Here is a 13,052-nt window from a genome sequence, read left to right as displayed (position 1 = left end):
CGGATCTCGGGTATCGATCCCCTGACGATCGACCAAACGGATATGACGGAGGAGAGCAATTTTGGGTATGGCCGGGTCATCTACCAGGCGTATTTGCAGAAATATCCGCTGACCGTGGCTTCTATTGCGCTGATCGATAATGTGCCGGTGAATGCCATCAACAATGATCTTTACGATCTAAGCGTCATTCATCCGCTTACGACGTATAAAGAGGGTCGTCCGACCTGGTTGAGCCTGGGGGGAACGCGGAAGGCGACGTTTATCAAGCCGATATCACCAACCGTTTTCTTTGTACAGGCGTATTATGAGAGTGAGATTGCAGGGAATGAAAATACGCCGTGGCAACTGGTGCCTGCGGACCAGACATATATTGGCGGAGGAAAGAAGAATTATTTGTTGTACCTGAAGAAGGGGAAGTACAGGGTTTATTTCAGGGATATTAATTATGAGATCCTGGGGACGCTGGATGTGGAGGTGAATTAAGGGACTTTTTCAAGTGTCGCTTTTTCGAATCGTATGCCCTGCTCTTCCAGTTCTCTGAGGACGGGTATATAGATCTCCGGGAGGATAGGGATATGCAGACCGGTGAGGCGGATGGTCCCTTCCAGGATCAGTTTGGCGGCGATGCCGAGGGGCAGGCCGACGGTCCTGGCCATGGCGGTTTGCAGATTGTCTTCGCCTTTGACGATCAGGGTGCTGGTGACTTCGCGGGACGCGGCCGCCGTCTTATAACTTATTTCATGCAACATGACGATCATATCCTTGTCCTGCGGCTGCATGGCAAGCCGGGTCTCTAAAAGATATTGCAGGATATCGGCAGAGCTGCGGGCGTGTGCGGGGACGGGGGATGGATCGAAGAGACCCAGGAATTCGAATGCGGTGCGGTTGCTGTCGTTGACATAGGGGAGGAGGGGCGCGGACCAGTCGGCGAAGGTGAGGGCGGAGGAAAGCTGAGTGCCGGGAGTGTGGGCGGTGCTTCCGGGATTGAGGGTGCTTCTGCCGGGAGTGCGATCGGTGATTCCGGCAGTGAGGCTGGTGCTTCCAGGAGTGCGATCGTTGCTGTTGGGTGCGGGAGCAGTCCGGAGTGCATGCTGGTCGTCGGTCAGGCCGGCATCGACAATACCTGACCAGGCACGGCAGAATTCCGGGTAGCGCAAGGTGGTACGGATAAACGTTTCGGCCTCTTCCAGTCCATAGACAGGGATATAGCTCAGGGAGTCACGATTGGGATACCAGGCGAGACTGCCAATGCCATTGACGGATACGATCCCCGGCCGGTCGAAGAGCTGGCCATAAGTGCGGGTGATGGTCCGGCCTTCCTCTTTATATGCGGCGCCGGCGGAACCCGCCAGGACGACATTGCGGGGGTTCCAACTGATCTTATAATGCCAGGGGTTATCGTCGCTCTCCGGGGCCACCAGCCCACCGGTATGGGAGCGGAAGGAATGGATGCGGCCTCCCTCTTCGTTTACCTGTCCGATCAACTCCATCGCGCTCATATGATCGATGCCGGGATCGAGTCCCATTTCACAGAGGAATAAAAGGCCGCTGTCCCGGATCTCCTTTTCCAGTTTACGGATCGCAGGGTCCAGGTAGGAAGCGGTCAGCAGGTTCTTTTTATATACGAGACAGGAACCGGCTACAAGGTAGTGGAGGGCGGGGGGCAGCAGGGAAATAACGATATCCGCTTCTTTGATAAGCGCCTCCCGGGCGGGCTGGTCGGCTACGTTTGTCGCAACGGCCCGGGCATGAGGGGCGGAACCGATCTTCGAACTGGCCAGGGCAAGATCGCTGTCAGCAACCACCAGTCGCCAGTTCCGGGCTGCGGTCACTCCGACCAGGTAGCGGATCAGGCTGGTGGCCGATTTGCCGGCGCCGAAGAGGAGGATTTGTTGCATCCGTACAATATTTTTGAGTGCACAAGTTAAGGGGTTTTGTATAGCGGCTGCTAACAATGCAGATATAAAACCTTTCCGGCATCCTGAAGGGGTAGGTTTTCCTGGATGACACAGGCAGAAAAAAGCTCAGTCAGCCTTGAAGTGCTGACTGAGTGTCCTGAACCGTCCCTATGTACCAATTCGATTATTGTTTTATGATATCCGTTCGCCTTGATCGTTAAAATGCCAGATGAGTTCCGCTTCGGCTGTTGTCACCCGTTCGCTTTGATCGTTAACGGGCCCGGTGGAGGACGTCGTCTCGTACGGTTATGCCTTCGGCTCGTGTCTGGAGGCGAATCTCCCCGAGATCGCGGTCTGTACCGGGTTTCATATCGGTGACTTCGAGGCGGGCTGTGCAGTAGGGCTCTTTTGGCAGTACCAAAACCTGCCAGTGACCGGGGTTGATGGACCGGAGGTAGTATTCATCATTGACATTTGTCATTTCGACCGAATCGCTGCCCTGGATGGCCCATACCTTCCCGACGCCCCGGGCCGGTAACAATCTTACGTGAAAAGAGCTGGTTTGTAATAATTTAACGGCGTGAATGCTCGTGACTCCTATTACGACAAGACATAATTGCAACATTGCATTTCTCATACCGGTTCAAGTTTTTTAATTCACAATTGATGGATGGTTCCCATTTCTGGTAAACGCATACGGATTCGCTCGCGAACAGGCATTTTAATTAGAGATTGAACAGGTGGCAAAAGAGTCCCGGGGGTGTTACTAGGGTTTTCAACTACTATGCCAAATGAGAAGAAATGTTGAAAAATCTATTTTATAGATGGGTTTATGGATCCTTTTAAATCCCGGAATAGGATAGACCGAGTTCTTTGGAATTCACCAGGATGATCTTATACTGCACTTTTATGCCACGGGGGCTCTTGGGTGCTTCCTGCATCATCGCCGAGCCGGGGCCGATGCTACGGAAATACAGATTTTCCGTTTTGAAGGTCTTTTTGTTGGCCTGAATGTATTGCACTTCCACTACGACCAGGTCCAGCGGGTATACAGATCGGTTGCTAACAGTCAGTTGCAAACCGGAGATGCCTCCGAAGGTGCCTATCTTGTAACCTTTTGTGCCGACTGAAACGAGGTTTGCGATATTATTCCGGACCACTTCCTTGTCCATGTTATCGCTTTTATCTGTGGGAGGGTCCGTGCGATGGATGGCTTCGCGGTGGACGACGGGTATTGTCATGGGTGTCATGGCTGCGGCAGCGGCCGAGTCCCTTGGGGACAACGCTCCCCGTGAGGATGTCATGGGAGGAGTCTGGATCCGGCTATTAGCGGTAGAGGGTTTTTCCCTCGGGTTGGTGTGTCCGGGAAGTTGTGCATTGCCCGCAGCGGCATCCGGCAGTATATGCCCGGAAGGCGGGGTTGTGGACAGCCCTGCCTTTATCGAATCGGCGGCGGACAAGACGTGAACAGAGGGAACCAGGGCGGACGACGTAGTGTTGGGCGCCGGCGGTTGCTGCGAGGTACGATCGGTGGGCCCATTCCCTTTCAACGCATCCCTGGCGGCGATCTTTTGCCGCAACCTGAGGCCGCCGTTGTTGATGGACAGACCAATAAAGATCCCGGCAGCCAGCAAGGCCAGGATACAGGCCACAACGAGGAGGGGTTGGAGGATCCTCGTCGTTTTCCGTTTATGGATAGGGGGCGTTAATTCTACATTATTTTTCCAATCTGCCTGAAACTGGGATAATTTTTCAACAGGTTCCATTCGGGGATGCCGGTTTACCGTTTCAACGGCGGGTTCCGTCCGGGCATACTTGTTTACGGGTTCGATAGGTTCCGTTCGGGTAGGCTGGTTTATCGTCACCACAGGAGCGGGCTGGTAGGCGGCGAGGGGATCGTTTAGTATCCGGGGGGCCGTTTCGCGCGGGGGCGGATCGACAAACTGGATGTCTATTGCCCGGGGTTCTGCGGACCGGGAGGGGGCGGCCGGCAGAATGGCAGTCGACCCGTTGTTGCGGGAGGATTCACGCTGGACGGTTGATTCGCGAAGAACGGCGGGTCCTTTGCCGGCCGGCATGGTGACATAGATGATGCGTCGACCGGGGACGGTGGGGGGGTCGGCGGTAGTGACGGCTGATTTGGCGGGGGATGTCTTTTTGTAGAAACGGTCGAAAGGTTGTTCTTCTACCACGGGGGAGAAGGCTTTCAGTTCTTCCACTTCGCAGGGGTATCGCCAGGCTGCACTTTTACCATCCACCCATACCAGGTCGTAGGCTTTTAAACCCAACGACCTCATTTCGTCCAGGGAATGGGGGCCGCTTTGCTTGTTATTACGTAATAGCAAATACATCATGATCCGATTTCCGATTAAGAGGTATAAATGATCAAACGGTACAGAAACAACAGCAAATTTTTCACCTGATATTGTGAAGAGTAAGTTATACTTACTTGCGGAGGGATTTCAAGGGAAGATAAGATAGAACAAATGTAGTATATCTCCCAATAATAAAAGAGTGCCGGGGAATCTTTCTGGCCAGATTTGTTAATATTATCAATCTTACCGAAATTGGGTCCGGGTCCTGTCCGGATCGGGCCCGTTTAGGCTAAATCATTAATTTTCAAACAGAAAACAAAGGAAATGGACGCTGAAATACAGAAAAAGGTCGATTTATGGCTAAAAGGCAACTATGATCAGGCTACAAAAGACGAGATCACCCGGTTACAGCAGGAAAATCCGACGGAGCTGACCGAAGCATTCTATCGCAGCCTGGAATTTGGAACCGGCGGGCTGCGGGGTATTATGGGTGTCGGTACGAACCGGATGAATAAATATACGGTGGGAATGGCGACGCAGGGGTATGCGAATTATCTGAAAAAATCGTGGCCCGGACAGGAAGTTCGGGTGGCCATCGCGCATGACTGTCGTAATAACAGTCGGTTCTTTGCGGAGACCGCCGCTAACATCTTTGCCGCCAATGGGATAAAGGTATTCCTTTTTCAATCTCTCCGGCCTACGCCGGAGTTGAGCTTTACGATCCGTCACTTGCATTGTCAGGGTGGGCTGGTCGTTACGGCCTCTCATAACCCCAAGGAATATAATGGGTATAAGGCCTATTGGGATGATGGCGGGCAGTTGGTACCTCCGCATGATACCAATGTGATCAGGGAAGTGGAAAAGATCGCAGGGGTTGACGAAGTAAAATGGAGTGGGGGAGAGTCGAATATCACGATGATCGGCGGAGCCATCGACGAGGCCTATATTGCGATGGTGCGCAGCTTATCGGTATATCCCGAGGTCATTGAAAAGCAGCATAATCTGCGGATCGTCTATACCCCCATCCATGGCACGGGGATCAAACTGGTGCCGGAAGTATTGCAGCGGTTTGGTTTTACCAACGTGCATGTGGTGGATGAACAGGCCACTCCCGATGGTAACTTTCCTACGGTGATCTATCCCAACCCGGAGGAAAGTGAGGCGATGAGCATCGGGTTGAGAAAAGCCAAGCAGATCGATGCGGATATACTGTTGGGCACGGACCCGGACGCAGATCGGGTAGGCATTGGCGTTAAAGACAAGAATGGGGACTGGGCCCTGATGAATGGGAACCAGACGGCGGTCCTCGCCTTTAACTATATGATCGAGGCACGCAAGGCCAAGGGGGTTGCGGGACCCACGGATTTTGTGGTCAAGACCATCGTTACCACCAACCTGATCGATGAGATCGCCCGGCGCAATGATATCAACTGTTATAATGTATTGACGGGCTTTAAATATATCGCCGAACTGATCAAGGAAAAGGAAGGAGCCGAAAACTATATCATCGGGGGAGAGGAAAGTTATGGACTGATGATCGGCGCACAGGTCCGGGATAAGGATGCGGTCAGCGCGGTTGCCCTTCTTTGCGAGATGGCGGCGTATGAAAAAAGCAAGGGCCGCGGTCTTTATGAGAAACTGATCGAGTTGTATGTGCAATATGGATTCTATAAGGAGAACCTGATCTCCATCACGAAGAAGGGTATGAACGGGCAGAAGGAGATCGCGGATATGATGAGTGCCTATCGCGGTCATCCGCCAACGGCGATCAATGGTTCACCGGTGGTGCAAATGTTGGACTACGAGCTGCGGACAGCGCGGAATTTACAGACGGGGCAGTCGTCTCCGATCTCGCTACCGAAGTCGAATGTGCTGCAGTTCATCCTGGAGGATGGCAGTAAGATCTCGGCACGGCCTTCGGGAACGGAGCCGAAGATCAAATTCTATTTCAGTGTACATGCGAAGCTGGAGCGCGCCGAGGATTTCGATAAAATCCATGGGGAGTTGAATGCCCGCATCGAAGGGATCATCAGCGACATGAAATTGAAATAAAACAGAGAAGGCTCCGAATCAAAACGCAGGAGGCCCCGGATCAAAACAGAGAAGCTCCGGATCCCGGACCGATTAAGAAGCCATTTGGATAATTGCCACGAGGATTACGAGACTGGCGCCGAAGAAGTTTGTGCGTGTAAACATAACGGTTTTTTTTAGGTTTAGATTATAGGAACGATCCAAAGTAGCTACAAAATATCTTACTTGCAATCGTAAAAATACTTAGGCCCCGGTTGATTTGGGAGCCTAAGTGTTTTATTTATTTATGCGCTATTATCTTAATGCGCTGTAGTTAGTGCGACCTTCCTATGTGCTGAAGGTGATGCAATTATCCTATTCGCTGCAGGTGACGTAACCTTCTTATGCGCTGCAGGTGACGCAACCTTCTTCCATGCTGCAGGTCGGGCCGGTCATGTCTTCGCCGTGATTGGCGCCGGCTACCTGGATCGCCTGGGGATTTGCCTGGGTATTGATCAGGGGTTCGACCATCTTGCCGCCTTGTTTCTCCACGGTGAATTGTACGGCCTGTGATGCTGCCTGGGTGCGCAGGTAGTACATGCCGGTCTTCAGGCCGCTTTTCCAGGCGTAGAAGTGCATGGAGGTCAGTTTGCTGGCCGAGGGCGTCTCCACGAAGAGGTTGAGTGACTGCGACTGGCAGATATAGGCTCCCCGGTCGGCGGCCATGTCGATGATATTGCGTTGTTTGATCTCCCAGACGGTCTTGTAAATTTCCTTGATGGATACGGGGATCTCGTCGATATGCTGGATGGAGCCGTTGTGGAAGACGATCTTGTTCTTCATGTCGTCATTCCACAGATTGAGTTCTACGAGATCTTTCAGCAGGTGTTTGTTTACGACCACAAATTCTCCGCTCAATACCCGGCGGACGTAGATATTGGAAGTATAGGGTTCGAAGCATTCATTGTTGCCGAGGATCTGGGAGGTCGATGCCGTGGGCATGGGGGCGACCAGCAGGGAGTTGCGCACCCCGAATTTTATCACCTCGTCCTTTAACCGGTACCAATCCCAGCGGAGGCTGGGTTCTACATTCCACATATCGAACTGGAAGATACCTTTGGACGTGGGCGAGCCGGCGAAGGTGCTATAGGGGCCTTCGATCTTTGCCAGATCCTTGGAGGCGGTCATGGCGGCGAAGTAGATCGTCTCGAAGATCTCTTTGTTCAGTTGTTTGGCCTTGTCGCTCTCGAAAGCAAGCCGGAGCAGGATGAAGGCGTCGGCCAGTCCTTGTACGCCCAGTCCGATCGGGCGGTGGCGCAGGTTGGAGTTGCGAGCCTCTTCTATGGGGTAGTAGTTGGAGTCGATGATCTTATTGAGATTCTTTGTCACTTCGTAGGTGACATCGTATAATTTCTGATGGTCGAAAACGCCGTTGTTTACGAAACGGGGCAGGGCCAGCGAGGCGAGGTTACAGACGGCCACTTCGTCGGGCGCGGTGTATTCGATGATCTCGGTACAAAGGTTGGAGCTCTTGATGGTGCCGAGGTTCTGTTGGTTGCTTTTCCGGTTGGCGGAGTCCTTATAAAGCAGGTAGGGGGTGCCGGTCTCGATCTGGGCGTCCAGGATGGCGAACCAGAGGTCCTGTGCTTTGACGACACGACGGGCGCGGCCTTCCGCTTCATATTTTGCGTAAAGTACTTCGAATTCGGCTCCCCAGCATTCGTGAAGACCCGGCGCCTCGTGGGGGCAGAAGAGGCTCCAGTTGCCGCCGGATTCGACGCGTTGCATGAACAGGTCGGGGATCCAGAGGGCGTAGAAAAGGTCGCGGGCCCGTGCTTCGTCCTTGCCGTGGTTCTTGCGCAGGTCGAGGAATTCGAAAACGTCGGCGTGCCAGGGTTCGAGATAGATGGCGAAGGCGCCTTTCCGTTTGCCGCCGCCCTGGTCCACATAGCGGGCGGTATCGTTGAAAACGCGGAGCATCGGGATGATGCCGTTGCTGGTGCCGTTGGTGCCGCCGATATAGGAGCCGGTGGCCCGGATATTGTGGATGGACAGGCCGATCCCTCCCGCGCTTTGAGAGATCTTGGCCGTTTGTTTGAGCGTGTCGTAGATGCCGTCGATGCTATCGTCCTTCATGGTGAGCAGGAAGCAGGAGCTCATCTGGGGCTTTGGTGTGCCGGCGTTGAAAAGGGTGGGGGTGGCGTGTGTGAACCAGCGTTCGCTCATCAGGTGATAGGTCTTGATGGCTTCGTCGATATTGTCGCGATGGATGCCGATGGCCACGCGCATATACATGTGTTGGGGGCGTTCGACCACTTTGCCGTCGACTTTCAGCAGGTAGGATTTTTCCAGGGTCTTGAATCCGAAATAGTCGAAGCCGTAGTCGCGGTCATAGATGATGGTCGAGTCCAGCAGTTCGGCATGCTCCCGGATGATGCCCCAGACCTCGTCCGAGAGGAGGGGAACCCATTTATTCGTTTTGCTGTCCGTGCATTCATAAAGGAGCTTCATGGTGCCGGAAAAGCTTTTGATGGTATTCTTATGCAGGTTGCTGACGGCGATGCGGCTGGCGAGCAGGGCATAGTCGGGATGTTTTACCGTCAGGGAAGCGGCGGTCTCGGCCGCCAGGTTGTCCAGTTCGGTGGTGGTGACGCCGTCATAGAGTCCTTCGATCACTTTTTTTGCGACATCGATGGAGTTGACGAACCTCCTGTCGAGGCCATAGCACAATTTTTCTATGCGGGCCGTGATCTTGTCGAATTTCACGGATTCGCTGCGGGTATTTCTTTTAATGACGAACATATATCAATGGGTTAGTAGTTGCTGATTTGGGTGTTGTTTGCCGGAAAGGTTTTGGGGTTTGGTTTTAGAAGTCTTCTTCGAGGCTAAAGGCCTGGGATTCTTTCCCGGACATGACGCCTGATTTCTGGTAATCGCCGACGCGTTTCTCAAAGAAATTCGTTTTGCCCTGCAGGGAGATCATTTCCATGAAATCGAAGGGGTTGGCGGTGTTGAAGAGTTTGGGGACGCTCAGTTCTCCGAGCCAGCGGTCGGCGACGAATTCGATATACTGTTGCATGAGTTTGGCGTTCATCCCGATAAGGTCTACCGGCAGCGCCTCGGTGATGAATTCTTTTTCGATGGTCACGGCGTCGCTGATGATGGCACGGACCTCTTCGTTGGAAAGCTTGTTCTCCAGCATGCTGTATAGGAGGCAGGCGAATTCGCAGTGCAGTCCTTCGTCGCGGCTGATCAGCTCGTTGCTGAAGGTCAGTCCGGGCATGAGGCCTCTTTTCTTCATCCAGAAGATGGAGCAGAAGCTGCCGCTGAAAAAGATCCCTTCTACGGCGGCGAAGGCGACGAGTCTTTCGGCGAAAGAGCCGTTCTGGATCCACCGGAGCGCCCATTCCGCTTTTTTCTGTACGGCAGGGACGGTTTCTATGGCGTGGAAAAGACGGTATTTTTCCTGTGGGTCCTTGATATAGGCATCGATGAGCAGGGCATAGGTCTCGGAGTGGATATTCTCCATCATGATCTGGAATCCGTAGAAGCAGCGTGCTTCGGGTAACTGGACCTCGCTCATGAAGTTGACGGCCAGGTTCTCGTTGACGATGCCGTCGCTGGCGGCGAAAAAGGCAAGGACATGGGAGATAAAATGGCGTTCGCCATCATTCAATTTTACCCAATGCTGCATGTCTCCGCTCAGGTCGATCTCTTCGGCTGTCCAAAAGCTGGCTTCATGTTTCTTATACATCTCCCACACACGGGGATGATTGATCGGGAGGATGACAAACCGATCTTTATTTTCTTTCAATAAGATTTCGTTTCCGTTTTCCATTGACAAAACAGATTGCAAGTTAAAACACAATAAATGACGACGAATCGTTCCCCAAAAATTCCAACGGGTTGGCACCCGTTCAAACCGTAACAAGAACTAACACGAAAATAACATAGCCAACCAAAAAAAGCCGTTTTGGTTATCCACCGATTGTTAATTAGTTTATCCGTCGATTAGGAGAGGCTTGCTGCTGTTGATTTGCGCGGGAAAAAGCGGTCCGGGAATGTGGATAAGACCAATAATACCGCCATCATCAGGTATTCTCCGAGCGTATTTTCCATTTTGAAGAAGTGCAGATACATGCAATTCAGCAGCAGGCCCGTCACCAGCAGTCCATAAAGGACCTTTCTGCGGGGCTGGAAGGAGGATGCCGCCAGCAGCAGGGGAAAGATCCACTGGACGGTATAGTACTGATAGCGGTGAATCGGGGAGAAGAGGTCCGACAGCATATAAAGGCAAAAGCCGAGGATCGCAATCCGGTCTATGTCCTCCTGCTGCAGAGGCCGGTTGAGGAAATAAAAAATGCAGATCGATACGATTATAATACCGGTGGCGGCGATGGCGAGGGCGGCGAGCGGGATCTGGTGGTGAAAGGCCGATTTGGCGAGCCGAAAAACGCTTCCATTTTCCGAATAGAAGGTATCCAGCGTAGGCGGCAGCGGCACGCCTTCGCGTGTATGCAGTCCCTCCCAGGTTTCATAATGCGGGTCACCGCTGTTTAGTTGGTACAAGCCGAGCGTCTGGCCTCCCCGGCACATTTCGATCCAATCGGATACCTGGCTGCGATAATCCTGCCATAGGCGACGCTCATGGCTATTGCCCAGGGTCCATGCTGTCAGCAGGACGACGGGCAGGAAAAAAGCCAGTATCCGGCGGCGGGTATAAAATCGGACCAGGAACAAAAAAGGAATAAAGAACAGGATCATATTGACCCGGATCAGTACCAGGAAGGCGGCGCAGGTCCCGGAGGCGAAGGCAAAGCCGATGTGCCGGTCATTCCGAAAACAAAACAGGAACAGCATCGCGCCGAAGGGCATACAAATATAAAGCTGCCCGGCGTGAACGTGCATGATCCATGCGCTGATGAAAAGGATATATTCAATGCCCAGCCAAAGGGGGGATATACGCGCCTGTGGCCAGTCCGCCAGCGGGGAGAGCAGGTGGTGGAAAAAGGGCGAGGCCGTGACGGCCGACATCTTAAAGAAGTTAAAGTCGAACGGGTTATAGTACCGGATGGGGTCTCCCGGTGCCCATCGGTAGTAATAGGGGGACCGGCCATCTTTTATCAGTCTTGCGCCTACCACCCGGTTGCGCAGGTCGGAGCTAAGGTTCTCTTCATATCGTCGGTCTCTTTGGATCGTATATGCCAACACGGCAAAGACTGCGACGGTGAGCAGGAGCCATCCGGTCTTTTTTGACATTCGCTTTCGTTTTGGGCGCTAGTCGATCACCTGTTCCGTGATCTTGCCCGTCGTTTTGTTTTTCAGAATGAGTTTTTTCGCGCCATAATGGGTCATTTCCTCTTTTACGAGATAATGATCGGCGTCATAGTCCGTCAGGTGGTTGTCTTTTCCCACGCCGGTGCGCCCTCTCCATATCTCGAGTTGTACGGGCTCCCAGCGTTTTGTCTTTGCGGAACGGTAGGCCGCGTCGAGGATGGCGTTGACGATATAGCCGTCATAGAAGGTCTCTTTTGGGGCCCTGCCCTGGTCGAAGGCGTTGAATACATCGGCAAACATATGGTTATAACCCAGTTCGTTGAGTTCGTCGCCGACGGGGAACAGCCACCCGGTATTGCTTTCCGCTTTTTCGGCCACATAGTCGGCGCCCTTGCCGGTGGTGAACATTTCGAAGCCGGTGCGCAGGAAGTTATTGATCCAGATCGTTCCCTCGGTGCCCATCACCTCGTCGCGCAGGTCGAGGCCGCCGCGGAAGGTCCAACTGACCTCGAACTGCCCGATGGCGCCGTTCTCATATTTGACCAGGCCGATGGCATGGTCTTCGGCGTCGATGGGTTTCACTTGTGTATCGGCCCAGCACATGACTTCGATGGGCTTTATATCCTTGCCGATAAAGGACCGGGCGATCTCCACGCAATGGCAACCGAGGTCGAGGATACATCCGCCGCCGGCCTGTTCCAGGTCCCAGAACCAATCGCTGTGGGGTCCGGGGTGGGTCTCGCGGGATTTGGACCAGAGGATGCGGCCCAGGGCGCCGTTCTTTACGCTTTCGAATGCCTTGAGGAATTTTGGCGTATAGACGAGATCTTCGAGATAGCCGTTAAAGATGCCGGCGTCTTCGACGGCTTCCAGCATGCGCCGGGCTTCGGTGGCGTTGCGGCCCAGTGGTTTGGTGGTCATCACGGCCTTTCCATGTTTGCAGCAGAGCAGGACGGCGATCTCGTGAAGGTTATTGGGGAGCGAGATGCAGACCAGGTCCACTTCGGGATGGGCGATGGATTCCTCCATATTTGTTGTCCAATGGGAGCAATGATAGTCTGTGGCAAATTTTTGGGCGCTTTCGTCCCTGCGGGAGTAAACGCTGACGATCCGGTCGCGGCTTCTCCCACCCAGGATGGACTCGGCATAGAATCGGCCGATGAAGCCGGAGCCGAGCATGGCTATTTTTGGCATATAGTAACGATTAATGCAAATGAAATGATAGTTACAAAGATACGACCGGCAATTTTATACACTGACGGCGGGTCGGGCGGTATTTTTTTTCTCCCGGAACAGGACGACGAATAAAAGCAAGACGGCGGCTGCAAAAGCGGCCGGGATCCACCAGAAGCTCTGCCATTGCAGAAGCGTCAATGACTTCGCCTGTTTTAAAAAACTGTTGTAGACCATACCAGCGACCTGTGCGCCGACCAGCATTCCTACGCCATAGGTGACGAAGATGATCAATCCCTGGGCTTGCCCCCTGATCTCGGGACTTGCCTTTGTATCGACATAGATCTGTCCGGTAACGAAAAAGAAGTCATAACAGATG

9 protein-coding genes and 1 pseudogene are annotated in these 13,052 nt (G+C 53.3%); 2 read left to right on the top strand and 8 right to left on the bottom strand.

Annotated features, from left to right (window positions below; translation table 11 throughout):
- Positions 1-483, top strand: a 483-nt coding sequence (locus tag VGM48_RS11975) for a hypothetical protein (RefSeq protein ID WP_331579350.1), incomplete at its 5' end; no start/stop codon positions are given.
- Here the strand turns inward: VGM48_RS11975 and VGM48_RS11970 are convergent.
- The 3 genes from VGM48_RS11970 to VGM48_RS11960 form a co-directional block, all read right to left on the bottom strand.
- Positions 480-1,898, bottom strand: coding sequence for a saccharopine dehydrogenase C-terminal domain-containing protein (locus VGM48_RS11970; RefSeq protein WP_331579348.1), 1,419 nt, complete (start codon positions 1,896-1,898; stop codon positions 480-482). The genes VGM48_RS11975 and VGM48_RS11970 overlap by 4 nt on opposite strands.
- Before the next feature lie 271 nt (positions 1,899-2,169).
- A complete protein-coding gene (locus VGM48_RS11965; protein ID WP_331579346.1) occupies positions 2,170-2,535 on the bottom strand; it encodes a hypothetical protein in 366 nt (121 codons plus the stop codon).
- A gap of 205 nt (positions 2,536-2,740) precedes the next feature.
- Positions 2,741-4,249 (bottom strand): hypothetical protein, encoded by a 1,509-nt coding sequence (locus VGM48_RS11960; protein ID WP_331579344.1) that lies wholly within the window; start codon positions 4,247-4,249, stop codon positions 2,741-2,743.
- Between the two features lie 288 nt (positions 4,250-4,537).
- Here VGM48_RS11960 and VGM48_RS11955 point away from each other — a divergent pair, with 288 nt between their 5' ends.
- Positions 4,538-6,265 (top strand): phospho-sugar mutase, encoded by a 1,728-nt coding sequence (locus VGM48_RS11955; RefSeq protein WP_331579342.1) that lies wholly within the window; start codon positions 4,538-4,540, stop codon positions 6,263-6,265.
- A gap of 360 nt (positions 6,266-6,625) precedes the next feature.
- Here VGM48_RS11955 and VGM48_RS11950 read toward each other — a convergent pair whose 3' ends face one another.
- The 5 genes and pseudogenes from VGM48_RS11950 to VGM48_RS11930 form a co-directional block, all read right to left on the bottom strand.
- Positions 6,626-9,025: a ribonucleoside-diphosphate reductase subunit alpha gene (locus VGM48_RS11950; RefSeq protein ID WP_331579340.1), complete on the bottom strand. Its 2,400-nt coding sequence runs from the start codon at positions 9,023-9,025 to the stop codon at positions 6,626-6,628.
- 64 nt (positions 9,026-9,089) lie between these two features.
- Positions 9,090-10,061 carry a ribonucleoside-diphosphate reductase small subunit gene (locus VGM48_RS11945; protein WP_331579338.1) on the bottom strand — a complete coding sequence of 324 codons (972 nt, stop codon included), beginning with the start codon at positions 10,059-10,061 and terminating at the stop codon, positions 9,090-9,092.
- A 173-nt stretch (positions 10,062-10,234) separates the two neighbouring features.
- Positions 10,235-11,482 carry a hypothetical protein gene (locus tag VGM48_RS11940; RefSeq protein WP_331579336.1) on the bottom strand — a complete coding sequence of 416 codons (1,248 nt, stop codon included), beginning with the start codon at positions 11,480-11,482 and terminating at the stop codon, positions 10,235-10,237.
- A gap of 18 nt (positions 11,483-11,500) precedes the next feature.
- A complete protein-coding gene (locus tag VGM48_RS11935; RefSeq protein ID WP_331579334.1) occupies positions 11,501-12,694 on the bottom strand; it encodes a Gfo/Idh/MocA family oxidoreductase in 1,194 nt (397 codons plus the stop codon).
- A gap of 54 nt (positions 12,695-12,748) precedes the next feature.
- Positions 12,749-13,052, bottom strand: a pseudogene (locus VGM48_RS11930) (MFS transporter); the annotation flags it as partial.

The sequence above is a fragment of the Puia sp. genome (genome assembly GCF_036500295.1).
Taxonomy (GTDB): domain Bacteria; phylum Bacteroidota; class Bacteroidia; order Chitinophagales; family Chitinophagaceae; genus Puia.
Note: the sequence above shows the minus strand (reverse complement) of the source record. Positions and strands in the feature narration are given on the sequence as shown.

Bases quoted from the DNA above. Each gene is read 5' to 3' on its own strand.
- VGM48_RS11970 (WP_331579348.1), bottom strand. From the start codon at position 1,898: ATGCAACAAATCCTCCTCTTCGGCGCCGGCAAATCGGCCACCAGCCTG.
- VGM48_RS11965 (WP_331579346.1), bottom strand. From the start codon at position 2,535: ATGAGAAATGCAATGTTGCAATTATGTCTTGTCGTAATAGGAGTCACG.
- VGM48_RS11960 (WP_331579344.1), bottom strand. From the start codon at position 4,249: ATGTATTTGCTATTACGTAATAACAAGCAAAGCGGCCCCCATTCCCTG.
- VGM48_RS11955 (WP_331579342.1), top strand. From the start codon at position 4,538: ATGGACGCTGAAATACAGAAAAAGGTCGATTTATGGCTAAAAGGCAAC.
- VGM48_RS11950 (WP_331579340.1), bottom strand. From the start codon at position 9,025: ATGTTCGTCATTAAAAGAAATACCCGCAGCGAATCCGTGAAATTCGAC.
- VGM48_RS11945 (WP_331579338.1), bottom strand. From the start codon at position 10,061: ATGGAAAACGGAAACGAAATCTTATTGAAAGAAAATAAAGATCGGTTT.
- VGM48_RS11940 (WP_331579336.1), bottom strand. From the start codon at position 11,482: ATGTCAAAAAAGACCGGATGGCTCCTGCTCACCGTCGCAGTCTTTGCC.
- VGM48_RS11935 (WP_331579334.1), bottom strand. From the start codon at position 12,694: ATGCCAAAAATAGCCATGCTCGGCTCCGGCTTCATCGGCCGATTCTAT.